The following is a 25,249-nucleotide window of genomic DNA, read 5'->3' as shown; positions in this document are numbered from 1 at the left end:
TGCATTCTGACCACTGGCCGTGCCCAATCCGCTGTGATAGCGCGAACGGGTCAGGAGAGCCCCATGAGTAATCGCATGCCGCGCGGAGAATTTGTCGCTTTGATCGCAATGATGTTTGCGACAATCGCGTTTTCTATCGACTCGATGCTGCCCGCCCTGCCGCAGATCAGCGCGCAACTCAGCCCAGGTGATGCAAACAAGGCGCAGTTAATCCTGACCTCATTTGTGCTGGGCATGGGGATCGGCACCTTTTTCACCGGCCCTCTGTCGGATGCATTCGGGCGCAAGCCGGTAATTTACGTCGGCTCTGCGCTGTATATCCTGTCTGCCGCAGTTGCCTGGGCCACCTCCTCGCTTGAGATGCTGTTGATTGCGCGCATCTTTCAAGGCATCGGCAGCGCGGCCCCACGCGTGGTGGCCATGGCCATTATCCGTGACCTCTATTCCGGCCGTGAGATGGCCCGCATCGTCTCGATTGCCATGATGATCTTTACGCTGGTTCCCGCCATCGCGCCCATGATGGGTGCCGGGGTGATCGCTCTGGCCGGGTGGCGTGGCATCTTCGCTTCGTTCATGTTGTTCTCTTTGATCACCATCACGTGGATGGGCCTGCGTCTGAGCGAACCTCTGGCACCCGAAAATCGCCGTCCCCTGCGCCTGCCGCTCATGATTGATGCCGCGCGGCAGATGTTTGCACACCCGACTGTGCGGGTTTCGATCATGGTGCAAACGCTTTGCCTTGGGATGCTGTTCACCATGCTGACGATGGTACAACCTGTTTATGACATCATCTACGACAGAGCCGACAGTTTCCCCTTCTGGTTTGGTTTCGTTGCTCTGATGGCTGGCTCGGCCAGTTTGTTGAACGCGACTTTGGTCATCCGATTGGGGATGCGCCGGATTGTAACCTGGACTTTGGGCGCACAGATCGTCTTTACGTGTTTTGTCATGGTAATGAACGGTCTGGACCTTTCTGATGGCGCCTCATTTGCGCTTTTCGTCAGTTGGCAGACTGCCGTGTTCTTCATGGCCGGTATGACGATGGGCAACCTGAATGCCATCGCGATGGAGCCGATGGGCCATATTGCGGGCATGGCAGCGTCAGTCATAGGCGCGGTATCAACCGTTCTGGCCGCTGCAGTGGCAGCCCCCCTGGGACAGTTGTTTGACGGATCGATCCTTCCCTTGGCAATAGGTGTCCTGACTATGTGCACGATGGGGTTCGGCCTGATGCTGTATATGGGCCGGATAGAAGACAGATTGCCCGCCTGATCTGTGCAGAGCGCGTGAAACACGTTATCCTCCCCTTGTTTCGAGGGGAGATTTTCAATGAGCGACTACTACGATCTGGGCACCCATTCCTGTCCGGTAAGCACCTCTTCGCCCGATGCGCAACTGTGGTTCGACCGGGGGCTGGTTTGGACCTATGGCTATAACCACGAAGAGGCCGTCGTCTGTTTTCAGCGCGCGCTAGAGCATGACCCGAACTGCGCCATGGCCCATTGGGGCGTCGCCTATGCGGCGGGGCCGAATTACAACATGCCTTGGGACCTGCACGATGACGCGGGCCGGCAAAAGGCGCTGACGCTGGCCTATAATGCGACGCAGCTGGCCATGTCTCTTGCGGGCGAATGTACGCCGGTTGAACAAGCGCTGATCCGCGCGCTTCCCGCCCGCTATCCCCAGCGCGAAGCCATTGACGACATGCACAACTGGGATCACGATTTTGCCGATGCCATGCGCGCAGCGTTTGCATCGCAGCCCGCTCATCTGGACCTGCGCACGATCTATGCCGAAGCGCTTTTGAACCTCACTCCCTGGCAAATGTGGGATTTGACGACCGGCCAGCCCGCCGAAGGGGCCGCCACGGTCGAGGCGCAAAAAACGCTGGAGGAGGCGATGGCTGATGATCCAGCAGCGATGTCTCATCCCGGGTTACTGCATCTTTATGTCCACCTGATGGAGATGTCTCCGACCCCGGAAAAAGCGCTGAAAGCGGGGGATGTTCTGCGGACGCTGGTTCCCGATGCGGGCCATTTGGTGCATATGCCCACCCATATCGATGTGCTGTGCGGCCATTACCAGAACGTCGTCCACTGGAACCAAAAAGCCGTTGAGGCCGACCTGAAATATTACGAACGCGAAGGCGCGTTCAACATCTACACCGGCTACCGCCAGCACAATTATCATTTTGTCATATATGGCGCCCTATTTCTGGGACAGATGGAACCGGCTCTGCGGGCCAATCAGGGATTGTGGGACACCACACCCGAAGACATGCTGCGCATAGAAAGCCCGCCCATGGCGGATTTCTTCGAAAGTTACATGTCGATGGGCCCCCATATCCTCATCCGGTTTGGCCGTTGGGAAGAGGCAATGGCGCTTGAGCTGCCCTCGGACCCCGATCTGTACTGCACTCTCACGGCAACCACGCATTATGCCCGAGCCATTGCTTTTGCCGCCACAGGGCAGGTCAGCGAAGCCGAAGCCGAAGAGCAGTTGTTCCTCGCTGCCAAGGCCCGCGTGCCAGAAACGCGATTGCTGCACAATAACCGCGTGATCGACCTGCTGGACATTGCCCGCGAAATGCTGCGTGGCGAAATCGAGTATCGCCTGGAAAACTACGATGCGGCCTACGCCCATCTGCGCCGCTCGGTCGAACTGGACGACACCTTGCCCTATGACGAGCCATGGGGATGGATGCAGCCCACTCGTCACGCGTTGGGTGCATTGCTGTTCGAACAAGGGCATACCGCCGAAGCCGAGGCCATATACCGCGAGGATTTGGGGTTGGGCGGTACGCTCAGCCGTGCCTCTGTCCATCCTGACAATGTCTGGAGCCTCAAGGGCCTGCATGACTGCCTGAAGGCGCGCGGTGAGACGGTTGAGATCGTGCAGATCAGGCAACGGCTGGATTTGGCTCTGGCTCGTGCGGACCGGGCTGTTGGCGCGTCCTGTTTCTGTGCTCAAGCCGCCATGAGGGCCGCCGAATGAGATACGCCTTTTTGCTCGCTTTGCTCTGCAGCCCTGCGCTGGCGGATCGACAATCCTTTCCGCCGGTCGACGAGGCCGAGCGGGATGTCACCCTCGTCTCGTTCCGGGCAAACCTGCTGAACATGGTAGCCGAGCGCGACATCGAAGGCGTGCTGTCTGTTGCCTGCCCGGATATTTACCTTAGCCACGGCGGCAATGGCGGCCCGGACGAGCTGCGCGAGTATCTTACTCCCGGACCGGCAACGTCAGAGCAAGATGATGATGACAGGGAAAAGGTCGTTGAAACCTTTTGGTCCGATCTGGAAAACACCCTGACACAGCCTGGCTATTTCAACGAAGATGGCGAGTTCTGGATGCCCCACCAATGGCAGCTCACCCTACCCGCTTCGCTGGATCCGGCGTTGGCCTATTTTGTGACCGCTCAGGATGTAACTCTGCGCAACGCACCAAATCGAGGCGCGGCGATACTGGACCTCATCAGCTATGAGGTCGTCATCATCCGCGACTTCTCCCCCATCGCGCAGTACCAGAGGGTTCTGCTGACAGACGGCGGCCAGGGCTATATGCACAGCGATTTCCTGTGGCCCATGACCGGGTTCCGGGCTGCATTGGCGCAATCCGACGCGGGCGACTGGCAGCTGTGCACCTTTGTCAGCGGTGACTAGGCTTTGGCCTTTTTCTTTTCGGCCACAAGTTTTTCCGCCAGATCGCGGGCGATGGCAAAGGCCCCCTTGATCTTGTCGCTGTCCTTCTTCCAATCGCGGCGCACGACGATCTTGTTATCCTTGACCTTGGCCAACCCGCGCTGGTTCTGGATGAACTCGACCAGCCCCTGAGGCGAGGCGAATTTGTCGTTGTGAAACTGGATCGTCGCGCCTTTGGGCCCGCCATCTAGCTTTGCAATCCCCGCCCGTTTGCACATCGCCTTGATGCGCACGACCAGCATCAGGGTGTTGACCTCTTTCGGCAGCGTGCCAAAGCGGTCGATCAATTCAGCGGCGAAGCCTTCCAATTCCACCTTGGTCGACAGCGACGACAAACGGCGATACAGGCCCAGGCGGACATCCAGATCGGGCACATAATCCTCTGGGATCAGGACAGGGACGCCAAGATTGATCTGCGGCGCCCATTGGTCATCTGCATCCGACAGGCCTTCCATCTCACCGGCTTTGATCTTGGCAATCGCCTCTTCCAGCATCGACTGGTAGAGTTCATAACCCACATCGCGCATTTGGCCCGACTGTTCCTCGCCCAACAGGTTACCCGCCCCTCGAATATCAAGGTCCTGAGACGCCAACGTGAACCCCGCCCCCAGCGTGTCGAGCGAGCCCAGAACGCGCAGGCGTTTTTCGGCCGTGGCAGTCAGACGGGCGCGCGGTTTTGTTGTCAGATAGGCATAGGCGCGGGTTTTCGACCGCCCGACCCTGCCGCGGATCTGATAGAGCTGCGCCAGCCCGAACATATCCGCCCGGTGCACAACCATCGTATTTGCAGTCGGGATATCCAGCCCGCTTTCCACAATCGTGGTGGCCAGCAAGACATCGTATTTCCCGTCGTAGAACGCATTCATCCGATCGTCGAGTTCCCCAGCCGCCATCTGCCCATGCGCCACCATATAAGTCAGCTCGGGCAGTTGCTCTTTCAGGAATTCCTCTATCTCGGGTAGGTCTGAGATGCGCGGGACGACATAGAAACTCTGCCCGCCACGGTAATGTTCACGCAGCAGGGCTTCGCGGATCGTGACCGCGTCGAACTCACTGACATAGGTGCGGATCGCCAGCCGGTCGATGGGAGGTGTGCCGATGATCGACAGGTCACGCACGCCGGTCAGGGACAGTTGCAGCGTTCGTGGAATCGGCGTCGCGGTCAGGGTCAGGACATGGATATCGCTACGCAGCTGTTTCAGACGCTCCTTGTGGCCAACACCGAAATGCTGTTCTTCGTCGATGATCAGCAGACCCAGATTGTTGAACCGTATCGCTTTTGCCAGCAAGGCATGGGTGCCGATTACAATATCCACTGTGCCGCGCGCCAACCCATCACGGGTCTGTTGCGCCTCTTTGGCCGAGATGAAGCGGGACAGCTGCCGCACCTCAAGCGGGAAGCCCCGGAAGCGATCCTTGAAGCTGGCCGCGTGCTGACGCGCCAACAGCGTTGTCGGTGCGATCACCGCCACTTGCACGCCCGACATTGCGGCAACGAAAGCGGCACGCATTGCGACCTCGGTCTTGCCAAAGCCCACGTCGCCACAAATCAGACGATCCATCGGCGCGCCGGAATGCATGTCTTCCATGACCTCACCGATTGCGCGCAGCTGATCGTCAGTTTCCTGATAGGGAAAGCGCGCACTGAACTCCTCCCACGCGTGCGGAGGCGGGTCCATGATCGGGGCCTTGCGCAAGGCCCGTTCGGCAGCGATGCGGATCAGCTTATCCGCCATCTCGCGGATACGTTCTTTCAGCTTGGCCTTCTTGGCCTGCCACGCGCCGCCACCCAATCGGTCCAGCAGACCCTCATCATGACCGTATCGCGACAGCAGTTCGATATTTTCGACTGGCAGGTACAGTTTGGATTGTTCTGCGTATTCCAGCAGCAGACATTCATGGGCGGCACCGGCCGCCGTCACGACTTCCATCCCCAGATAACGCCCGATGCCATGATCCACATGGACAACCAAATCACCCGGGCTAAGGGATTGAGTTTCGGTCAGGAAATTCTCGGCCTTGCGGCGCTTTTTGGGTTGCCGGATCAGCCGATCGCCCAGCACATCCTGTTCGGCGATCACGGTCAGGTCGGGCGTTTCGAACCCGTGCTCCAGCGCCCAGACGGCCAGATGCAGCCCGCGTTTGCCGATGCGCGTACCGTCGGGCACGGGGATCGCCTCGGCAAGGCCTTCATCCTCGATCAGCCCAGTCAGACGTTCGCGGGCCCCTTCGGAATAAGAGGCAATCAGAACCGGCCCCTTGGCCATTTTGTCGGTGATATGGCTGGCCAGTGCTCCGAACAAGCTGATGTTTTCCTGCTGGCGTTCCGGGGCAAAGTTGCGCCCGATCCGACCACCAGCATCGATCACCCCGGGCCCAAGGGCCTGAGGCAATGCATTGAATTGCAGAACGCGCCTATCGCCGACAGCTTGTTCCCAAGCAGTGTCATCCAGATACAGTAGGCCCGGTGGTGTCGGTTTATACACCGTGTCCATGCGCGACCGGTTCTCCAGTGCGAGCCGCCGCGTTTCGTACTGATCCGCAATGGTTTCCCAACGTGCCAAACGCGCAGGCGTGACCTGATCATCCAGCGAGATTGTGGCACCAGGCAGATAATCAAACAGCGTTTCAAGCTTTTCGTGAAAGAACGGCAACCAATGCTCGATGCCTTGATGCTTGCGGCCTGCGCTGACGGCCTCGTACAGGGGATCATCGGTGCCCGCCGCACCAAACTCGATGCGATAATTCTGCCGAAACCGGGTGATGGCGGCGTCATCTAGAATGACCTCGGACACTGGCGCCAGCTCCACAACAGCCAGCTTTTCGGTCGTACGTTGCGACACCGGATCAAACCGACGTGCTCCATCCAGAACATCCCCGAACAGGTCCAGCCGCACCGGCCCGGATTCGCCGGGCGGGAAAATGTCGATGATGCCCCCTCGAACGGCATAGTCGCCGGGCTCCATCACCGTGGGGCTTTGCGTGAAGCCCATGCGCACAAGGAAATTCCGCAGCGCGGTTTCATCAATGCGGTGATCGACGCGGGCGGTAAACGCCGCCTCTCGCAGCACTGCACGGGCGGGCACGCGTTGGGTTGCCGCGTTCAGAGTTGTCAGCAGCACGTATTGCTGCGGCATCTGGTGTACCAGCGCGGCCAGGGTCGCCACACGCGCAGCCGAGATATCGGCATTGGGCGATACCCGATCATATGGCAGACAATCCCAACCCGGGAACACAAATACCGGCATGTCAGGCGCAAAAAAGGCAAGCGCCGCGCGCATCGCCTCAAGCCGTTTGTCATCACGCGCAACATGGCACACCGGCCCGCCCGAGCGCGCCAGCTCATTCAGGACAAGCTGCGCGTCAAACCCTTCGGGGGCGCCGCCAACGATTACTTGGTTCGGACCCGACATCGCCAAGCCTTTCTGATTTTACCAACCCGGGACGCCGATGGAAAAATTCTGGTACATGCCCCAAAGCGAAGTGATCAAGATCGAAATCATACCAACTATCTGGGTATAGATCCGGCAGCGCGTAAGAATCTTGGAAATATACTCCAGACTGGGTGTTTCCCGGCGCAGTTTCCGCGCGGCTGATACATTGATCAGCACGACAAGACAAATCGGAAACAGCAACAAAAACACGGCCTGCGCGAATTCGACACCGTAATAGAACCCCAAAGTGGCGAGACCCGTGAACAGAAAACAACTAAACGCTAATATCGCGAGGCCGGATACATCCAATATATAGAGCAATCGGTTTCCGTTAATGCGGACGATATCCATCAAATCCTGTTCCGATTGCCCGCCTACCCGCCGTGCGCGCACAACAAGGTCATACGGCACGCCCATGGCCCAGTGGCTGGCCGATGACCACAACACCGCAAGCCCGATCCAATACCAGAGATTCGAAAAGCTGCGCATGTCGATGAGTTCAAAAATCGAAGAGTATAAGTCCACGCGTCAGCCCTTAATTTCCGTCTTCAGGGACCTTCTTCGCAAAGACGCGTCCATCGTTACCCTTGAGACTACACGGAATTCATGCCACCCAATGCTGGAATTTACAAGGAGAGCGCGTCATGAAACCGACCATTGCCCCCTATCCTCTGGCCCGTTTTCGTCGAACACGCCAATCACAGGCGGTGCGGGCGCTGGTCCGCGAGAATACACTGACCACCGATGATCTGATCTGGCCGGTTTTCGTCCGAGACGGCGAAGGTATTGAAGAGCCTGTCCCCTCGATGCCTGGTGTCATGCGCCGCTCGGTCGATCTAATCGCACAGGCTGCGGTCGAAGCGCAGGCCCTGGGAATTCCGGCAATCTGCATCTTTCCCTACACCGACGTATCCCTAAAGACCGAAGATTGCGCCGAAGCGTGGAACCCCGATAACCTGTCCAACCGAGCCATTCGCGCCATCAAGAAAGCCGCACCCAATATCGCGGTGATGACGGACGTGGCGTTGGACCCATACAATATCAACGGCCACGACGGTTATGTGGTCGATGGTGAGATCATAAACGATCAAACGATCGAGGCGCTGGTAAAGATGACGCTGGCGCAAGCAGATGCGGGCGCCGACATCATCGGACCGTCAGATATGATGGATGGCCGGATCGGTGAAATGCGGCGCGCCCTGGAAGGCGCAGACCATCACAACGTGATGATCCTCAGCTATGCGGCCAAATATGCGAGTGCGTTCTACGGACCGTTCCGAGATGCAGTGGGCGCCTCGGGCGCGCTGACGGGGGACAAAAAGACCTATCAGATGGACCCCGGAAACTCGGACGAGGCGCTGCGCATGATCGAGCGTGACCTGACCGAAGGCGCAGACATGGTCATGATCAAACCCGGCATGCCCTATTTGGACATCTGCCGCCGGGTCAAGGACACGTTTGGCGCGCCGACCTATGCCTATCAAGTCTCAGGCGAATACGCGATGATACAAGCCGCGGCTCAGAACGGCTGGATCGACGGAGAGAAGGTCATGCTCGAAAGTCTGCTTGCGTTCAAACGGGCGGGCTGCGACGGGATCCTGACCTATTTCGCGCCTCAGGCCGCCCGGATCCTGTAGGGCTAATCCCCCGCGTTTCCGCGATTTTTCGCCGACGATTTTTGGTCACCCGGCAGCTTTCCCGTGACACGAGGCGACAATCGGCGTATTCTTGCGGACAAGATCGGGAGCACCCGACAATCAGGCATTTATACAGAGATAAAAAACATGAGCAGTTCCAAACCTACTCGATTAAGCCGTCGTGGCTTTGCTTTTGGCATGGCCGGTCTGTCAGTGACCGCCGCCTGCGGCAATGGCGTCGGCAGTTCCAACGCAGCGACGATTGACGCCCGTGTGGATGCGACATTGAACCAGATGTACGCCACCTACCCCAACACGCTCGAAATCGCGAACAAGGCCAACGGCATGCTGGTCATGCCTCTGATAACCGATGCCGGACTAATCGTCTTTGGCGGTGCCTACGGCACAGGCGCGCTACGCATTCAGGGCGCGACAGTTGATTACTATTCCGCAATTTCGGGAACCGCTGGCCTGCAAATCGGTGCCCAGCAATATGCGCATGTCCTGTTCTTCATGACACAGGATGCGTTGAACGATTTCCGCCGTTCCAACGGATGGACCGCCGGGGCCGAAGTCGGCTACGTGGTCGATGCGACGGGCGACTCTCTGTCGACCGACACCACCACCCTGCGTTCGCCGGTTCTGGCGGCGGTCTTCGGACAGGCAGGGCTAAAGTTCGGCGCGACGGTCGAAGGCACGAAATACACCCGCATCATTCCCTGATACCGGACTACCCTCCCCCTTCAAGAAACCCCGCTTTCGGCCTTTGGCCCGAGGCGGGGTTTTTCATTCAAACCGCGGTAAACACGCATGTTCTCATGCGGTTCCTCTTTCGATCCGTGCGGCCATCCTCTAGTGTCTGCGCAATCATAGAGTGAACGGAAATGTGACCGCTGATGGGAATTGTCTTTCGCTGGCTAGTGCGTATCGCCTCGGGTCTTGTTCTGCTGACATTGGCGGCTGTGATGCTGGTGTATTTTCTGGCCAGTCAATCCCTGCCGGATTACGATCAGACCGTTAAAGTTGATGGCCTGACTGCGCCGGTTGAGGTTGTCAGGGATACTGCGAATGTTCCCCATATTCTGGGCGCATCAGACCCGGATGTCTTCTTTGGGCTTGGCTATGCCCATGCACAGGATCGCCTCTGGCAGATGACCGTTCTGCGCCGGACAGCGCAGGGACGATTGTCCGAAGTCTTTGGCGCTCGCACTGTTCATATCGACAAGCTGTTGCGGCGGTTTGATCTGTACGGGCTTGCACACCGGTCGGTACAAGCCCAGGACGACTATACCAAAGAGGCCCTGCGCGCTTATGCTGCCGGGGTGAATGCACGACTGGCCGAGATTAACGAAAACGCATTGGGCCGTGGTGCGCCAGAGATGTTTTTGTTCAATGCGCCTGTATCGCCCTGGCAACCGGGCGACAGCCTGGCCGTCATCAAACTCATGAGCCTGCAACTTTCTGGCCATCTTGAGGATGAAGTGCTGCGCGCGCGCACATCGCTTATGCTGGATGACCAGACCCGACTGGCCGATATTCTGCCTGATGTCCCCGGGCCGGGAATCGCCGCTCTGCCCGAATACGCCGCCCTGTTTCCCAACCTGCCCAGATATGCGGCCGGATCGTCGATGCCGGACATGCCCATCTCGCCCTTTCCAAAGCGCGGATTGGCCGGAGCATCGAACGCATGGTCTGCCGCGCCCACAAGATCTGCCAGCGGAGGGACGCTTCTGGCCAATGACCCGCATTTGGGTTTCACAGCGCCGGGCATCTGGTATCTGGCCCGTCTGGAACTGGCCAAAGGCGGCGTGATCGGTGCCACGATCCCCGGCATCCCGGCGGTGATGACTGGACGCAGTGATCGACTGGGCTGGGGTTTGACCTCATCCTATCTGGATGATCAGGACATCCATATCGAGCAGTTGAACCCAGAAAACCCCGAGGAATACCTGACCCCCGAAGGATACAAGACCTTTCGCAGCCGCCCTTCGATCATCGAGATCAAAGACGAAGCCCCAATCACTCTGACCCTGCGTTGGACCGAGAACGGACCGGTTCTGCCGGGTACCCATTACGATCTTGGGACGATCACGCCGCCGGGTCATGTCGCCTCGCTGTCCTGGACAGCCCTGAGCGCACAGGACACATCCATGTCAGCCTCAATGGCGCTGATGAATGCGGACACTGTCCGACAAGCCATCACCGCAGCCGAGCTGTTCATGGCGCCATCTCAGAACCTGTCATTGGTCGACAAGGACACCATCGGCATGAAGCTGATCGGCGCAATGCCGCACCGTGCCGCAAAGAACCAAAGCCGGGGGCGTATTCCGACGCCTGGCTGGCTGGCCGAAAACCGGTGGCAAGGCCGCCTGCCCTATGCTGACAACCCCGAATTCGTCGCACCTGCGGGCGGCATTCTGGGCAACACAAACAACAAGATCATCGACCGGCCATTTCCCGAACATGTCTCATATGAATGGGGGGATACGCAGCGCATCCATCGCTGGGAACGGCTAATGCAATCGCGCGAGGTACACACGCGCGACAGCTTTATCGAGGCACAGCTGGACACCGTCAGCTTTACCGCGCGCTCTCTACTTCCGCTGATCGGGGCTGATCTGTGGTACACCGGCGCCTCTGCCCCCGAAGGCACCCAGGAACGCCAGCGCCAGATCGCGCTGAACCTTTTGGCCGAGTGGAATGGCGAGATGAATGAACACCTGCCAGAACCCCTGATCTATGCTGCTTGGGTTCGGGCGCTGCAAATCCGGTTGATCGCAGATGAGCTTGGCCCCCTGGCGGCTGAATACAAACATGTCGAACCACTGTTCATCGAACGTGTCTATCGCGACATCGACGGAGCTTCGGCTTGGTGTAATGTGCGTCAGAGCGCGCCGACAGAGACCTGCACCGATATGGCGCGCATGGCACTGGACGATGCGCTGATCTGGATTTCCGAAAAATACGGAGGATCACTGGAATCTCTACGCTGGGGTGACGCGCATCAGGCGACGCATGACCACCCGGTTCTGGGATCGGTTCCGGTGCTGCGATTCTTTGTGAATATCCGACAGTCCACCAGTGGTGGCGACAACACCCTGCTGCGTGGCAGAACATCGGGCGAAGGCCCTGATCCGTTTCAGAACGTGCACGGTGCAGGCTATCGTGGCGTATATGATTTTGCGGATCCCGACAGCTCGGTCTTTATCACGGCTACGGGCCAGTCGGGTCACTTCCTGTCACGCTACTATGACGATCAGGCCCAGCTTTGGCGTCGGGGTGAATACATCCCGATGTCCCTGGACCTTGACCTGGCACATGCAGCCGCCGTCGGAGTGACCACCCTTATCCCCCGCTAAGTTCCGTGCTTCGGCAAGACCTCGCCCGTTTATTTTCCATCGCGTGGACGCTGAATGGCGTTTGGCATACGATCCAAAGGCCTAGGATTTGTGTGCGGGGGACCAAATGGCCAGTATCCGGGATAAGCTGAACAATCTCGCGCGGGATTATGCGATCGCCTGGAGCTCGGGCGACCCCGAGGCCGTTGCCAGTTTCTATGCGCCCGATGGACAGATCACGATCAACCGTGGAGAACCGATCATAGGCCGCGCCGCGGTGGCTGAAATGGCGCGCGGGTTTTACACTGATTTCCCCGATCTTGAGGTCCGCTGCGACATGTTTCGCTGGGCGGGAAGCCACGCAATATTTGTCTGGACACTTGAAGGGCACCATTCCAAAACCGGCAATCACGTCGTGACGCGGGGCTGGGAAGAATGGGAAATGACCGACACCAACCAGGTCCAGAACTCTTTGGGTTGGTTCGATGCCGAGGATTTTCAGCGCCAGATTGACGGCTGATCACGGACCACTTTGTTCGATGGGTATAGGAAAGTTCTTCCCCAGTCAGGGTTCAAAGCGCTGCGTATTGCGAAGCTTGTTTCTCTGTCCACAGCACGTCGATCACAAAGCCATCTTCGGTCTGCTTTTCGGACTGCACGACCTCCTGGCGGAACAACCACGCGCGCTTGTTGCCTTCGGCAAATCCCAGTTCCAGCGTTACCTCAGAACGTACGCCCTGCAGCGTGACGGCAATTTCCGCCAAAAGCGGGGCGATCCCTTCGCCGGTGACGGCTGAAATCGCGAAAATCCCCTGATCCCGCTCTGCCCGCGCCATCGCGGCTTCGCGCTCATCCGGGGACAGCAGGTCGATCTTGTTCCAGACCTCAATCCGGGGCCGCGTATCGTCAATACCCAGTGAAGTCAGGATAGTTTCGACATCCTTCGCCTGCGCCTCAGATTCATCGTGGCTGATATCGCGCACATGAACCACGATATCAGCGCCCAACACTTCCTCCAGCGTGGCCCGGAATGAGGCGACCAATTCGGTGGGCAGGTTCGAAATGAACCCCACCGTGTCCGACAGGATCACTTCGGGACCGTCAGGCAGTTCGACTCGACGCATGGTAGGGTCAAGCGTGGCGAACAACATGTCCTTGGCCATGACATCAGCCCCGGTCAGGCGGTTGAACAGGGTTGATTTGCCCGCGTTGGTATAGCCTACCAACGCCACAATCGGATATGGCACCTTGGCCCGCGCGGCGCGATGCAGCGTGCGAGTCTTGACCACCTTCTGCAACTGACGACGCAAGCGCACCAGTTGTTCATCAATGGCCCGGCGGTCCGCTTCGATCTGGGTCTCACCCGGGCCACCCACAAAGCCCAATCCGCCCCGCTGCCGTTCCAGGTGGGTCCAGGCACGCACCAGCCGGGTCCGCTGGTAACTCAGCGCGGCCATTTCCACCTGCAAAACGCCCTCACGGGTGCGCGCACGGTCGCTGAAGATTTCGAGGATCAGCCCGGTCCGGTCGAGGATCTTGACCTTCCACGCCTTTTCAAGATTGCGTTGCTGAACGGGCGTAACCGATCCGTCGATCAAAACCAGCTCGACTTCGTTCTCGTGCAACCGTTCGGCCAGTTCCTCGATCTTGCCGCTACCGAACAGAAAACCGGCCTGCGCTCGAGGTAAGCGCACAACTTCGGATCCGATCACATCAAGGTCGGGCAATGCAGCGGCCAGCGCCACCGCTTCTGCCAGCGCCGGTCCTGGAACGCGGCGCTGTTCATCTGATTTGATTTCCGGATGCAGCACCCACGCTCGGGTGCGCACCCTTTCATGTTCCATCAAGAGGCGTCTTCGCCCTCATACAGGCTGATCGGCTGCGATGGCATGATGGTCGAAATCGCGTGTTTGTAGACCAGCTGCGACTGTCCGTCGCGGCGCAACAATACGCAGAAGTTGTCGAACCAGGTGATCACACCCTGCAATTTCACACCGTTGATCAGGAAAATTGTGACCGGGACTTTTGCTTTCCGTACATTATTCAGGAACGCGTCCTGTAGATTCTGTCTGTCCGAAGCCATATTCTTATAATCTCGCCATTGTTCTTGCTACGCGCTGCGGACCAACGCGCTCCCTCCGGCGGAGTATGGAGTGTCGTTAACCGATATTCCAGATGAAAAATCAGTCACTAGCATGGTTATTGTTTCTTAACCCCTCAATAGAGCGGGTGTGATCAAGGCAATAATCGCCAGCGTTTCCAATCTGCCGATCACCATAGCGGCACACATGGTCAGCTTGGCACCGCCCGAAAGGTCGATCAATCGGATAGGAACATCGGTTGCCAATTCGATCAACGGCCCTGTCGTGCTCAGCGCTGCAACGCTAAGCACCATAGCGTGTTCGAACCCCGTACCCATGGCAGCAAGCAACACATTGAACACAGCAGCTGTCAGGGCAAACATCATGAAAAATATCCAAGCGATAAAGGCCCCATCGCTTTGGATGCGGCGGTTTCCACCACCTACTCCGCTGACCGAAGACGGATAAATCAAACGGTCAATTTCGCGCGCGCCGTTAAGGTACAGAGCAAAAACCCGCAACAGCTTTACCCCGCCCGCCGTTGTTGCAACTCCACCGCCGATCAGCGCAAGCCCCATCAGGATCAATCCCGGGGTGCCCAGACCGGAAATTTGCTGGGCATCATCCCAGTTCGCACTTTCGAACCCCGCGGTTGTCAGAAATGACAAGACCGTAAAAATCATGCCCCAAATTACGCTCAACGCCTGAAGAGGCTCCATCTGGCCGCCAATTTCGCTGACGCCGGCAAGAACCCTGAAGAAAAGCAGCGCCGCTACGCCTGCAACGATCATGAGCCCGATCCGGAACTCGGGGTCCTTATCCAGCCGCGAATATCCGGAGGTAGCTGTGTCCGAGGAAAAGGTAAGCCGCGACAAAGCGAAGAACAGGAACAGAAACAGGATGGCCTCACCGGTTACGCCGGCCTGCGCTCCCTCAAGCCCACCAACCGGTGAGATACCCGATGTGGCCATGGTCGACATCGCATGACAGATGGCGGTCAGGCCCTGCTCTCCTGCGATCACGAGCAACAGCCAAATTACAGCGGTCAGCCCGACATAAACCGGCGTCAAAGTCAGCGTGACACGGATTAGACGCCCGCGCGGGTCTACCATCTCGCTTTGCGCCACGCCTGAAACCGGGCGACCGGGTTGACCGCGGGCTGTCACCTCGAACCCGCCCAGCGACAACGGCGCGAGGATCGCGGCCGCTGAAATCCACATCAAAAGCCCGCCCATCCATCCGACCTGAGCCCGCCAAAGGTGTAACGGCGCCGACAACCGGTCTGGATCTGGAAACAAATCAGCCCCGGTAGTGGTCAATGCGCTGACCATGTCGAAATAGGCGTTCAGAAAGCTCGTATTACCCAACGCATCATGCAGAGGGATCGCAAGAAACAAGGGCAATACGGTGAAACAGCCTAACAAGACCGCCAACTGGCCCAATGTCCCTCGGCGCGGCATTCTGTTGGATGTTGCCAGCGAGATGATCCCGACCACGAACAACCCCAGCAACCCGGAATAGAAGAACGACCGGGACGTTTCGTGATCATCCAGCACCAGCGCAAATATGGCAGGCATCCACATAGCGGCGGCAAAAATACCCCAGAGCAGAAGAAACAGCGGCAATCGCCGAATGAGGCTAACCTGTTTTTTCCGTGCATGCGCCATCAGAAGAAATCGATCGAGACCTGCATCAGCCGTTCCACCTCGGGCACGTCTTTGGCTAAGGCAAAAATCGCCACCACATCCTTTTCTTCAATCCTGAGACTACCGGTGGGGCGCAACATCTCATCGCCCTTACGCACTGCGCCAACCAGCACACCTTCGGGGAAATCAATGTCGCGCAGCCTCTGCCCGGCCATGGGCGAGGTTGAAAGTACTTCGGCCTCGATCACTTCGGCCTCGGCATCGCCGATGGAATAGACCTGCCGCACGCGTCCGTGCCGAATATGGCGCAGAATCGAACTGACGGTGGTGGCGCGGGGGTTGATATAGGCGTCGATACCCAGCGGCCCCATCAGGGCAACCATGCTGGGATCATTGATCAGTGCAATCGCCAGAGCACAACCTTCGGCCTTGGCACGCACGGCAACCAACATATTTACACGGTCATCATCCGTGACGGCCAACATTGCATCTGCGCGTTCGATGCCAGCTTCGCGCAGCAGCGCCGCGTCCAGACCATCACCGTGAAGGACAATCGTTCGCTCAAGCGCTTCGGCTGCCACTTCCGCACAGTGGCGGTCTCGTTCAATTATCTTGGCACGCACGCGGCTTTCACGTTCTTCCAAAGTCCGAGCAACTTCAAGACCGACATTACCGCCGCCGACAATCACCACCCGGTCCTGCCGTTTTTGCGCCTTGCCGAAAACCTCCATCGTCCGGTCCACGTCTTTGACATTGCTAAAGACATAGCATTCGTCACCGACAAACAGCTGGTCCTCGGATTCCGGGGCAAACAGCGTACCCTCGCGCCGGACACCCACCACGATAGAGCTGAGCGTCGAAAACAGATCGGTCAGTTGCCGCAATGGCGTGTTCACGATCGGGCAATCCTCGGCGATGCGTATGCCAAGCAACTGCGCTTTGCCGTCCATGAACATCTCGGTGTCAAATGCGGATGGGGCAGACAACCGGCGCATCGCCGCTGCGGCAACCTCGCGCTCGGGGCTGATCACCACATCAATCGGCAGGTGATCGCGGCGATACAGATCCGAATGAATCGCCTCGAGATAGGATTTCGACCGAAGCCGGGCGATTTTGCGCTGAATGGAGAAAACCGAATGTGCCATCTGACAGGTGACCATGTTCACCTCGTCCGAATGGGTGGCAGCAATAATCATATCCGCATCGCGCGCGCCCGCTCGGTTCAGAACATCCGGATAGCTTGCAAATCCCGCAATCCCCTGAACATCCAAGGTTTCGGTCGCTCGTCGCACCAGATCAGGATTGTTGTCAACCACAGTAACGTCGTTCAACTCGCCCGAAAGATGCCGTGCAATCTGCCAGCCAACCTGACCCGCACCGCAAATGATGACCTTCATGCTATTGGCCCTTCTGCCTGAAATCTTTGAATGACAGATGCCCCCCAGACGGTCAATTAGTTTGTAACACAAGCAAAGCTGAGGCAAGGTAAGCGTATGAAAACAATAGCTCTCACGATTTCTTTGACTCTGTTGCTAACTGCGTGTGGGCCGCTTTCCCTGTATTATCAAGAGGGCGAGACAGTTTCGCAAATGCAGTCGGAAACGACCGGATGTCAGGTTCAGTCCCTCAAAGACGCCCCCGTTGCCAATCAGGTGCGACAAGGGGCACCAACCTATTGGCCAGGTCGCACCTACTGCGATGGTCGGGGAAGGTGTCATCGCACCGGAGGCTGGTGGCAGCCCGGTCAGATCTATACGGTCGATGTGAACAAAGGGCTGCGCAACAAGCTGGAAGCACAATGCATGGCGCAGAAAGGCTATCGCCCGGTCAGCCTTCCGCCTTGCAAGCAGGGCGTAAAGTCGCGTGTTGCTGCGGTCCCAACAACACAGCTGCCATCGCTCAGCACAGATTCATGTTTCGTCAAATTCGACAACGGAACGTTTCAGATCATTACCCCAGGTCAGGCAGGGTAAGGCCGGCGGATCACTCCGCCGGTTCAGCCTCGTCCAGTTGTGCAACTCGCGCCCCCGATTTGTTCGAGGTCACAACGCCCAGAGATTTCAGCTTACGATGAAGCGCGCTGCGTTCCATGCCGACAAAGCTGGCAGTGCGGCTGATATTGCCCCCGAACCGGTTGATCTGGGTCAGCAGATATTCACGCTCGAACGCCTCGCGAGCTTCGCGCAACGGCAAGGTCGCCAATGCCCCGGACAGCACGACGCGACCTGATTCATCGGCTTTTTCTTCTTCGTTTGGCAGCTCACGCGCTTCGATCGGGCCCGTACCGTCACCCAGAATGAGCACCCGTTCGATCAGGTTCTTAAGCTGACGCACATTGCCCGGCCAGGTCATGGTCTGCAGCAACGCGACAGCTTCGTCTGAAATCTCGCGCACCGGCAGGCCCTGGGATTCATTGCACATTTCAATAAAAAACTCGGCAAGAACCGGAATATCCTCGCGCCGATCTTCTAGCGAAGGCACCGAAATAGGCACAACATTCAGACGATGATAGAGTTCTTCCCGAAAACGATCAGCGGCGATTTCTGCATCAAGGTCACGATTGGTCGAAGAGATCACCCGCAGGTCGACCCGGACCTTGTCGGTACCTCCAACCCGTTGAAACTGTTGATCAACCAGAACCCGCAGGATTTTTGACTGGGTTCCCATGGGCATATCTGCCACTTCATCAAAGTAGACGACGCCACCATGGGCCTCTTCCAACAGGCCTGCCTCAACCCCGCGTTCGGTGGTTTCACGGCCGAACAGAACCTCTTCAACGCGCTCCGGCTCGATCCCGGCACAGTTCACGGTCACGAAGGGCGCATTTGCCCGGTTCGATTCTGCGTGGATATAGCGCGCGGCGATTTCCTTGCCTGAACCGGCAGGGCCTGTCAGCATCACACGCCCGTTGGACTTGGTTACCTTGTCCAGTTGGCTCTGCATTGCCCGGAACGAGGCCGATTTGCCGATCATATCCGAGCTTGTGACCTCTTTCCGCTTTAGCGAGGCGTTTTCGCGGCGCAGGCGCGAGGTTTCCATCGCGCGGCGGATCACAACCATCAGCTGGTCGATGTTAAAGGGCTTTTCAATAAAGTCATACGCCCCCTGCTTGATCGCAGCGACAGCGATTTCGATATTCCCGTGGCCCGAAATGATCACCACCGGAATGTCTGGGTTGTCGCGCTTTACAGTCTTCAGAATATCAATCCCGTCCATCCGGCTGTCTTTCAGCCAGATATCCAGGATCAAAAGCCCCGGGGGTTCGGAATTGATGGCTGCCATACACTCGTCCGAGTTGCCAGCCAGCCGGGTAGAATAGCCTTCGTCCTCGAGAATATCGGACACAAGCTCGCGAATATCACGCTCGTCATCTACAATCAGAATGTCGCTCATCTTTGGCCTGCTTTCAGTTTGTTTGTATCAATTGCCTGCTTTTTCGGCGCTGAATTTGAGGAAATATTGCTCCCGGGCAAACGGATCACGGCCATTGCGCCAAAATGGTCCTGTCCGTCAAATACGGGGGCGTCCTCAAGTGTCAGCACCCCGCCATGTTCTTCGATAATCTTTTTGACGATCGGCAGCCCCAACCCGGTGCCCTCGTCGCGTGTGGTCACGTAAGGCTCAAACAGCCGAGCACGATCTTCCGGCAAGCCGATACCGTTGTCGGCAATGGTAATTACTGTGCCCGCATCGTCGCCGATCACAGTAACCTTGATCTGAGGCTTGAGGTTCTCAGGTGCCCCTTTTTGTTTCAGCGTTTCAATCGCTTCGCCTGCATTCTTGATCAGGTTGGTCAGCGCCTGATTCAGCATTGTTGCGTCTACATCACCTGAAATCGGCTGATCTGGAAGCATCGCTTCGATTTCGACATCCGGCTGACCGGCTTGCTGCAAAAGAACAGCCTCGCGCACCAACCCCACCAGATTCTCTTCGTGCCGATCCGGTTCCGGCATGCGCGCAAACTTTGAAAATTCATCCACGATCCGCCGCAGGTCATTCGTCTGGCGAACGATCACATCAGTCATGGATACAAGGATATCGCAATCATCCTCATCCAGTTTGGACGAAAACTTTCGTTTGATCCGCTCGGCGCTCAGCTGGATCGGGGTCAAGGGGTTCTTGATCTCATGTGCGATGCGGCGCGCCACATCACCCCAGGCTGCCATTCGCTGTGCACTGACCAGATCGGTCACGTCGTCAAAGGCAACCACATATCCTTCAAGCCCGCCATCTTCGCCGCGGCGGATCGCCATGCGGACCAACAGGTTTTCCAAATGGCCTTTTCGCGTGACTTTGATTTCACCCTGCACAGCCTCTTGCCCGCTGTCCTTGAGGCTTTCGAACAAAGGCATGAATTCGGGCACCGCAATGCCAATGGCAAGATGTTCCTCTCCACGGGACCAATCCAACAGGCGTTCGGCGGATCGATTCACAAACGTCACGCAACCATCGGGGTCGACACCAACAACACCGGATGTGACCGAGGTCAGAACCGAGTCGAACAGCCGACGCCGGCGTTCGATCTGCCGTGTGTTCTCCAAAAGAGTATCGCGCTGCCCTTTCAACTGTCGGGTCATCTGATTGAAATAACGGCCCAGCATCGCAATTTCGTCATCGGTGGCTTCTTCGATAACCTGAACGCCCAGATCGCCTGCCCCGACACGCTGCGCAGCGGTGGTCAGGCGTCCAACCGGGCGCGAGAGACGCTCGGCGAACCACATTCCCAGCGACACTGCAGCCAGGATCAGGATCACGGCAAAGCCCAGATAAAGCAGGCCGAATTCAAACAATACCCGTCCGCGTTCACTTTCAAGCTGTTGATAGAACTGAACTGTTTCCTTGGTATCGTCCAGCAGCGTCAGCAACTGCCCGTCCACTTCCCGGCTGACATAGAGATACCGATCAAGATAAGCCTTCAAAGGCACAAGCGCCCGAAATTCACTGTTTTGCCAATCGGCAATGATCAGCAATTCATTCTCAGTCGCTTGGGCCATCTGTTCAGAGGTCGGCGTTTCGAAGTTGAACAGATAAGAGCGATCCCCCCGGGATCGGATTTCACCATTTCCATCAATGACATAGGCCTCACGCAGACCGCGCTGGATTTGCGCCTGCCCTTGCGCCAGAACCTCTCGCAGTTCAGCATCGGAAATATAGAAATCACGCGTCCGGGCATTGTCCAGAAAAAGCGCTAATACGACGGCGTCCTGCGTCAGGCCCTCTCGGTGTTCCTGTTCATAAGCTTCCGCAGCAGTAAGCGAGGATCCGACAACCTGCCTTACGCGGTCGGAAAACCAGCCCTCAAGACCAATATTCACCGTCAGACCGGCAAAGATTGCAACCGTGACAGTCGGCACCAGAGCCAACAGTGTGAAGGCTCCGATCAGTCGCAGGTGCAAACGGGACCCCGCGGATTTGGCCCGGCGTGCTGCGATCAGGTTGCCTACCTGACCCAGAACCAGCGCCGCAACCACGAGAACATAGACCAGATCCGCAAGCAGGATCAGGCGCAATGAGGGCGCGGTTGCCCCCAGATCGAATGGACCAATGACCAGATAAGTGGTCAAAGCCAGCACCGGGCCCAGCAAAACCAGACCCAAAGTTCCAAAATTGCGCAGCCTTCGGGATTTTCGCCACCGATTGACTGATAAAATCAGCCCGCTCTGTGCTCGGGTTGCCACCGTCTGCCCTCATCCTGATGTGCCGCTTGCACGACTTACCGCCATATGTCGTGGTCGTTGCCCGGTCGAAACCCGGATGCCACGCTTTGTGTGGCGATATTACATCAGTTTGCGCCGCCGTGTCACCTGAATATCGAGCTCTGTTATCTTTTTGCGCAGCGTATTCCGGTTAATCCCTAGAAGATCAGCACATTTTGCCTGATTTCCCCCGGTCGCATCCAAGGCCAGTTCAATCAAAGGCGCCTCAACCTCACGCAAAATACGCTGATACAGACCCGGAGGTGGCAACATATTTCCATGTAGATCGAAATAGCGGCGCAGGTGGCGTTCGACCGAAGCCGAGAGCTTTTCGCGTTCTCCATTGCCCAGCACCGGCTCGGCTTCGGGTTGGCTGCCCAGCACCGACTCGACCTCGGTTTTGGAGATTTCATCGGCGCGGCTGGTCAGGCTCAAACGACGGACCGCATTTTCAAGCTGCCGTACATTTCCGGGCCAGGAATAGCGCCGTACCAGCTCGACCGCATCCGGACTGAACCAGCGTATCGCGCCATGTTCGCGTTCTTCACGCGCCAGAAAATGATCGGCAAGCAAGGTGATATCATCGACCCTTTCGCGAAGGGCCGGAACATGCACTGTCGCACCGCAGAGGCGATAATACAGGTCTTGCCGGACGCGCCCGTTCTCCATGGCTTCGGTCAGGTCCGATTGGCTCGTAGCCATGAACCGAGGAACATGATCGCCTGGAGTGTCCATCATCCGAACGAGACGCGCCTGTAATTCGTCATCAATATCCGCGATCTCGTCGATAAGCAGCGTACCGCCCCGCACCCGTGCCATGACGCGCGCCGGGCCTTCAAGATCCCGCAGGTCGGCGGCAGTGGCCGTTACAAATGGCAGCGTCCTGCGATCGGAAAAATCATGTATCGCTTTGGCGATCAACGACTTGCCCGTTCCACTCTCGCCCGAAATCATGACCGACAGATCGGTGTTCATCACCCGCGCCACCAAGCGATACAGCGCCTGCATCACTGGTGTCCGCCCCACCAGAGGCAGCTCTTCCGGACGCTCTTGGGACGTGTTACCGGCATCTGACGGCGTGCGCTGTTTCTGTTCCAGCGCGCGCGCGGTACGCTTCATCAAATCCGGCAGGTCGAAGGGTTTCGGCAGATAGTCATAAGCTTCCGCCTCGGCTGCCTGGATGGCCGTCATGATCGTGTTTTGCGCCGATATCACGATAACCGGTAATCCCGGTCGGTCCTGAGCGATTTTTGGCAACATCTCGAGCCCATTGCCATCCGGCATAACTACATCGGATATGACCACGTCACCTTTGCCCTCGGCCACCCAACGCATCAAAGTGGTCAACGACGAGGTTGCATGCACCTTACACCCAGCGCGTGTCAGGGCCTGTGTCAGAACGGTCCGAATTGTGCGGTCGTCATCTGCAACCAGTACTGTTCCATCCATCAGGTGCTTTCCTTATTCTTGCTCTTTCCGGCGATTTATTGACTATTTCGCGTCACGCGGCGCGCGCCTCAGAGAGATGCGAAATTCCGTTCGTCCCGGAACCGACTCGGCCGAAATCCAGCCGTCGTGGTCCGAAATGATCTTGCTGACCAGCGCCAGCCCCAGGCCGGTGCCGTTTTCCTTGCCCGACACAAACGGGTCGAATATCTCGCCCCGAATCTTCTCCGGCAGACCGGGGCCGTCATCGGTCACTTCGATTTGCAGTGGCAGAGAATGACCTGACCCGTCGCTGCGTCGCAGGCGGAAAGAATGTTCAAAATACGTCCTTAAACGTATGGTTCCCCCTTTAGGGTCAGCGGCTTCCGAAGCATTCTTTAACAAATTCAAGATGACCTGCAGAAACTGATCCGGGTCGCCATAAGCAAGTGGCAACGACGGGTCGTAATCCTCGATGATCGTTATATGGGCACCGAAACCCAACAGGGCCGACCGCCGTGCCCGATCCAGCACGTCATGTATGTTGACCGGTTTGAAATCGGGCTCAGAGAGATTTCCGAATTGTTCAACCTGCTCCAACAGTTTTACGATACGGCGACTCTCTTCGACAATAAGATCTGTTAATTCAAGGTCTTGCTGCGAGATATTCATGCTGAGAAGCTGCGCCGCGCCGGTAATTCCTGCCAAAGGGTTCTTAATTTCATGCGCAAGCATCTCGGCCATGCCGATCGCCGATTGCGCAGCAGATTTCACCGTGTTTCCACGGGTCATACGCCCAGCAAGTTCACGCGGTGTGATGATCATGATCATTGACCCCGGATGCCCGACAAGCGGCGCGATCTGAAGCGCACATTGCAACGGCGCGCGGTTGCCTGACCCTACATCCACATCGTTCACAAATAGTGGCGTACCTTGATGACGCGCTCTCAGAAACGCTTCTTCTAATGGAGCGTCCACGGCAATCTGATCCCAGACGGGATGCCCGATCACGGATTTGCGCGAGGCATTCAGGAACCCTTCACCGGCGGAGTTTATGTCTGCGATCCGGTCATCTGCATCTATGACAAAGGCAGGAACGGGCAGCGAGGTCCAGATGCTGTGATCCGAGGTCATGCCGCCTCCTCTGCATCACTGCCAAGTGCAACACTCAGCAGGTGCATCACCTCATCCGTGTTGCGCGATGTCAGCACCGCCCGGCGCAACGGGGCCGGTGTTCCAGCCTCATCCATATACCAGCCGAGATGCTTGCGAGCGACGCGCAGGCCCAGATCCAAACCATAAAACCCCAGCATGGCCTGATAATGGGCACGAACCATGTCGATCAGATCACTACCAGCGGGAATGACTGGCGCCTCTGCCCCGTATAACTCATGCCCCATCTGCGCCAGGAGCCACGGTTTACCCTGCGCCCCACGCCCAACCATGACCCCATCGGCGGCGGACTGATCCAGCGCTATGCGTGCAGCGCCAGAATCAACAATGTCACCATTCGCAATCACCGGAATCGAGACCGCTTCTTTGACCGCCCGGATTGCGCTCCAATCGGCATGCCCTTTGTAGAACTGGCAACGTGTGCGACCGTGGATCGTTACCATTTGTATTCCCGCATCCTGCGCCCGCCTTGCCACATCGGGCGCGTTCAGCAATTTGTCATCCCATCCCAGCCGGGTTTTCAGCGTCACGGGCACGTCCACGGCGCTGACAACGGCGTCGATCAATGTCAGCGCGTGGTCAGGCGTCTTCAGTAGGGCCGAGCCCGAATATCCATTTGTCACCTTCTTAGCCGGGCAGCCCATATTGATATCAATCACGCGCGCACCCCGATCAGCGACCTGGCGGGCCGCCTCGGCCATCCAATACGCCTCGCGTCCGGCAAGCTGGACAGCAGTGTTTTCCACATCCGCAGACAGCTCGGCCCGTTCGCGCACACCGGGTTTGGCCTGCACCATTTCCTGGCTAGCCACCATTTCGCTGACCACCATACCGGCACCAAAGCGCGTCACCAGATCGCGAAACGGACGATCAGTGATTCCGGCCATGGGCGCCAGTAGTACGGGCGGGTTCAAATCTTTGTCGGCAAGTCGCAGAGTCAACGTGCTTAATCCTTGAGCAGTTGCAGCTTTGATATCGAATTGAGTGCATATGAACAACAAAACCGCCATGAACAAGCATGCAAAATCATCGTTTGCCTATTTTTTAAGCAGATGAAACCGAGTGATTGCCTCTGCTTTCACCGCACCCTAAACATTGCCCTTAACTCGCCGGAGAGCACG

General features: G+C 57.6%; 19 protein-coding genes. 8 read left to right on the top strand and 11 right to left on the bottom strand.

The window, feature by feature from the left end:
- Positions 1–63: 63 nt before the first annotated feature.
- Genes AC2FIC_RS10115 through AC2FIC_RS10105 form a run of 3 tightly spaced genes read left to right on the top strand, consistent with a single transcriptional unit; the run spans position 64 to position 3,659 of the window.
- Entirely contained in the window at positions 64–1,272 is a 1,209-nt protein-coding gene (locus AC2FIC_RS10115) for a multidrug effflux MFS transporter (protein WP_496688255.1), read from the top strand.
- Between the two features lie 57 nt (positions 1,273–1,329).
- The gene (locus AC2FIC_RS10110) at positions 1,330–2,994 is read left to right on the top strand and encodes a hypothetical protein (protein WP_496691164.1); all 1,665 of its coding nucleotides are present in this window, start codon (positions 1,330–1,332) and stop codon (positions 2,992–2,994) included.
- Complete coding sequence (locus tag AC2FIC_RS10105; RefSeq protein ID WP_496691163.1) at positions 2,991–3,659, top strand: SH3 domain-containing protein; 669 nt, start codon at positions 2,991–2,993, stop codon at positions 3,657–3,659. Before AC2FIC_RS10110 ends, AC2FIC_RS10105 begins: the two co-directional genes overlap by 4 nt.
- On the opposite strand, the gene mfd is transcribed toward AC2FIC_RS10105, so the two are convergent.
- Positions 3,656–7,111, bottom strand: coding sequence for a transcription-repair coupling factor (gene mfd / locus AC2FIC_RS10100; RefSeq protein ID WP_496691162.1), 3,456 nt, complete (start codon positions 7,109–7,111; stop codon positions 3,656–3,658). The genes AC2FIC_RS10105 and mfd overlap by 4 nt on opposite strands.
- 18 nt (positions 7,112–7,129) lie before the next feature.
- Positions 7,130–7,657: a component of SufBCD complex gene (locus AC2FIC_RS10095; RefSeq protein ID WP_142633539.1), complete on the bottom strand. Its 528-nt coding sequence runs from the start codon at positions 7,655–7,657 to the stop codon at positions 7,130–7,132.
- Between the two features lie 119 nt (positions 7,658–7,776).
- Between AC2FIC_RS10095 and hemB the strand changes: the two genes are divergently transcribed.
- The 4 genes from hemB to AC2FIC_RS10075 all read left to right on the top strand — a co-directional run bounded on the left by hemB (position 7,777) and on the right by AC2FIC_RS10075 (position 12,627).
- Positions 7,777–8,769, top strand: coding sequence for a porphobilinogen synthase (gene hemB / locus AC2FIC_RS10090; RefSeq protein WP_496691161.1), 993 nt, complete (start codon positions 7,777–7,779; stop codon positions 8,767–8,769).
- Positions 8,770–8,916: 147 nt separating this feature from the next.
- Complete coding sequence (locus AC2FIC_RS10085) at positions 8,917–9,492, top strand: lipid-binding SYLF domain-containing protein (protein WP_496691160.1); 576 nt, start codon at positions 8,917–8,919, stop codon at positions 9,490–9,492.
- Positions 9,493–9,665: 173 nt separating this feature from the next.
- Positions 9,666–12,128 (top strand): penicillin acylase family protein, encoded by a 2,463-nt coding sequence (locus AC2FIC_RS10080; protein ID WP_496691159.1) that lies wholly within the window; start codon positions 9,666–9,668, stop codon positions 12,126–12,128.
- A gap of 106 nt (positions 12,129–12,234) precedes the next feature.
- Positions 12,235–12,627, top strand: coding sequence for an SgcJ/EcaC family oxidoreductase (locus tag AC2FIC_RS10075; protein ID WP_496691158.1), 393 nt, complete (start codon positions 12,235–12,237; stop codon positions 12,625–12,627).
- A gap of 52 nt (positions 12,628–12,679) precedes the next feature.
- Here AC2FIC_RS10075 and hflX read toward each other — a convergent pair whose 3' ends face one another.
- The 4 genes from hflX to trkA form a co-directional block, all read right to left on the bottom strand.
- Positions 12,680–13,951 carry a GTPase HflX gene (gene hflX, locus AC2FIC_RS10070; protein ID WP_496691157.1) on the bottom strand — a complete coding sequence of 424 codons (1,272 nt, stop codon included), beginning with the start codon at positions 13,949–13,951 and terminating at the stop codon, positions 12,680–12,682.
- The gene (gene hfq / locus AC2FIC_RS10065) at positions 13,951–14,190 is read right to left on the bottom strand and encodes an RNA chaperone Hfq (RefSeq protein ID WP_010440340.1); all 240 of its coding nucleotides are present in this window, start codon (positions 14,188–14,190) and stop codon (positions 13,951–13,953) included. The genes hflX and hfq overlap by 1 nt, the downstream gene beginning before the upstream one ends.
- A 126-nt stretch (positions 14,191–14,316) precedes the next feature.
- Positions 14,317–15,855, bottom strand: coding sequence for a TrkH family potassium uptake protein (locus AC2FIC_RS10060; RefSeq protein ID WP_142633526.1), 1,539 nt, complete (start codon positions 15,853–15,855; stop codon positions 14,317–14,319).
- Complete coding sequence (trkA, locus tag AC2FIC_RS10055; RefSeq protein WP_142633524.1) at positions 15,855–17,231, bottom strand: Trk system potassium transporter TrkA; 1,377 nt, start codon at positions 17,229–17,231, stop codon at positions 15,855–15,857. Before trkA ends, AC2FIC_RS10060 begins: the two co-directional genes overlap by 1 nt.
- Before the next feature lie 96 nt (positions 17,232–17,327).
- On the opposite strand from trkA, the gene AC2FIC_RS10050 reads away from it, so the two are divergent.
- A complete protein-coding gene (locus AC2FIC_RS10050; RefSeq protein WP_496691156.1) occupies positions 17,328–17,807 on the top strand; it encodes a hypothetical protein in 480 nt (159 codons plus the stop codon).
- A 10-nt stretch (positions 17,808–17,817) separates the two neighbouring features.
- On the opposite strand, the gene ntrX is transcribed toward AC2FIC_RS10050, so the two are convergent.
- The 5 genes from ntrX to dusB form a co-directional block, all read right to left on the bottom strand.
- Positions 17,818–19,227, bottom strand: coding sequence for a nitrogen assimilation response regulator NtrX (gene ntrX, locus AC2FIC_RS10045; protein ID WP_142633520.1), 1,410 nt, complete (start codon positions 19,225–19,227; stop codon positions 17,818–17,820).
- On the bottom strand, positions 19,224–21,512 hold the full coding sequence (locus tag AC2FIC_RS10040; protein WP_496691155.1) for a sensor histidine kinase NtrY-like: 2,289 nt from the start codon (positions 21,510–21,512) through the stop codon (positions 19,224–19,226). The genes ntrX and AC2FIC_RS10040 overlap by 4 nt, the downstream gene beginning before the upstream one ends.
- Before the next feature lie 99 nt (positions 21,513–21,611).
- Positions 21,612–22,979: a response regulator gene (locus tag AC2FIC_RS10035; RefSeq protein ID WP_496691154.1), complete on the bottom strand. Its 1,368-nt coding sequence runs from the start codon at positions 22,977–22,979 to the stop codon at positions 21,612–21,614.
- Between the two features lie 42 nt (positions 22,980–23,021).
- Positions 23,022–24,089, bottom strand: coding sequence for a two-component system sensor histidine kinase NtrB (locus AC2FIC_RS10030; RefSeq protein ID WP_496691153.1), 1,068 nt, complete (start codon positions 24,087–24,089; stop codon positions 23,022–23,024).
- Entirely contained in the window at positions 24,086–25,069 is a 984-nt protein-coding gene (dusB, locus tag AC2FIC_RS10025) for a tRNA dihydrouridine synthase DusB (RefSeq protein WP_282021917.1), read from the bottom strand. Before dusB ends, AC2FIC_RS10030 begins: the two co-directional genes overlap by 4 nt.
- Positions 25,070–25,249: the final 180 nt, after the last annotated feature.

It is taken from the genome of Ruegeria sp. CDSC079 (assembly GCF_059610505.1).
The sequence above is the reverse complement of the archived record's forward strand: the minus strand, read 5'-3'. Positions and strand labels throughout refer to the sequence as shown.

What these genes read in the sequence shown, in the direction of transcription:
- AC2FIC_RS10115 (WP_496688255.1), top strand. Translation starts at nt 64, where the DNA reads ATGAGTAATCGCATGCCGCGCGGAGAATTTGTCGCTTTGATCGCAATG.
- AC2FIC_RS10110 (WP_496691164.1), top strand. Translation starts at nt 1,330, where the DNA reads ATGAGCGACTACTACGATCTGGGCACCCATTCCTGTCCGGTAAGCACC.
- AC2FIC_RS10105 (WP_496691163.1), top strand. Translation starts at nt 2,991, where the DNA reads ATGAGATACGCCTTTTTGCTCGCTTTGCTCTGCAGCCCTGCGCTGGCG.
- mfd (WP_496691162.1), bottom strand. Translation starts at nt 7,111, where the DNA reads ATGTCGGGTCCGAACCAAGTAATCGTTGGCGGCGCCCCCGAAGGGTTT.
- hemB (WP_496691161.1), top strand. Translation starts at nt 7,777, where the DNA reads ATGAAACCGACCATTGCCCCCTATCCTCTGGCCCGTTTTCGTCGAACA.
- AC2FIC_RS10085 (WP_496691160.1), top strand. Translation starts at nt 8,917, where the DNA reads ATGAGCAGTTCCAAACCTACTCGATTAAGCCGTCGTGGCTTTGCTTTT.
- AC2FIC_RS10080 (WP_496691159.1), top strand. Translation starts at nt 9,666, where the DNA reads ATGGGAATTGTCTTTCGCTGGCTAGTGCGTATCGCCTCGGGTCTTGTT.
- AC2FIC_RS10075 (WP_496691158.1), top strand. Translation starts at nt 12,235, where the DNA reads ATGGCCAGTATCCGGGATAAGCTGAACAATCTCGCGCGGGATTATGCG.
- hflX (WP_496691157.1), bottom strand. Translation starts at nt 13,951, where the DNA reads ATGGAACATGAAAGGGTGCGCACCCGAGCGTGGGTGCTGCATCCGGAA.
- hfq (WP_010440340.1), bottom strand. Translation starts at nt 14,190, where the DNA reads ATGGCTTCGGACAGACAGAATCTACAGGACGCGTTCCTGAATAATGTA.
- AC2FIC_RS10060 (WP_142633526.1), bottom strand. Translation starts at nt 15,855, where the DNA reads ATGGCGCATGCACGGAAAAAACAGGTTAGCCTCATTCGGCGATTGCCG.
- trkA (WP_142633524.1), bottom strand. Translation starts at nt 17,231, where the DNA reads ATGAAGGTCATCATTTGCGGTGCGGGTCAGGTTGGCTGGCAGATTGCA.
- AC2FIC_RS10050 (WP_496691156.1), top strand. Translation starts at nt 17,328, where the DNA reads ATGAAAACAATAGCTCTCACGATTTCTTTGACTCTGTTGCTAACTGCG.
- ntrX (WP_142633520.1), bottom strand. Translation starts at nt 19,227, where the DNA reads ATGAGCGACATTCTGATTGTAGATGACGAGCGTGATATTCGCGAGCTT.
- AC2FIC_RS10035 (WP_496691154.1), bottom strand. Translation starts at nt 22,979, where the DNA reads ATGGATGGAACAGTACTGGTTGCAGATGACGACCGCACAATTCGGACC.
- AC2FIC_RS10030 (WP_496691153.1), bottom strand. Translation starts at nt 24,089, where the DNA reads ATGACCTCGGATCACAGCATCTGGACCTCGCTGCCCGTTCCTGCCTTT.